Source organism: Pseudomonadota bacterium (assembly GCA_038533575.1).
In the GTDB taxonomy this organism is placed as follows: domain Bacteria; phylum Pseudomonadota; class Alphaproteobacteria; order Rhodobacterales; family Rhodobacteraceae; genus Shimia_B.
This window is the reverse complement of sequence record JBCAYL010000058.1, coordinates 1-518: the sequence shown is the minus strand read 5'-3', so window position 1 is coordinate 518 and position 518 is coordinate 1. Positions and strand designations below refer to the sequence as shown.

Here is a 518-nt window from a genome sequence, read left to right as displayed (position 1 = left end):
TGAGCAGGGGCGGCCGCTGGTGCCGGGGTGGCTGCGGCCGCTGCGGCGGCTTTGGCCACGTCCTCTTTCATGATGCGGCCGTCGCGGCCTGTGCCTGTCACCTGATCCGGTGAGAGGCCCTTTTCCGCCATGGCTTTTTGCGCTGAGGGGGCGTGTCCGATGTCTTTGGCTGTGCTGCCGGACGCCGCCGCTGGGGCTGGGGCCGGGTCTGCGGTTTTGGTCGCCGCAGCGCCGCCACTGGTGCCCATTTCGGCGAGCTTGCCGGCAGCCTGGACGGTGTCGCCTTCTTTGGCGAGGATTTTGGTCAGGGTGCCGGCGGCAGGGGCGGGCACTTCGACGGAAACCTTGTCGGTTTCCAGCTCGCAGAGCATTTCGTCGGCCGCCACGCTGTCGCCTTCGGCCTTGAACCAGGTGGAGACGGTGGCCTCTGTCACGGATTCGCCCAAGGTGGGGACCATGACGTCTATGGCGGCACCGACTGACGCTGCGGGGGCGGCCTCGTCGCTCCCGTTCGGGCG

At 68.7% G+C, this 518-nt stretch carries 1 protein-coding gene; it reads right to left on the bottom strand.

Translation table 11 applies throughout. The annotated features are described in order from the left end of the window. A partial coding sequence (locus AAFM92_16990) for a biotin/lipoyl-containing protein (protein MEL7302052.1) occupies positions 1-518 on the bottom strand: 518 nt, incomplete at both ends.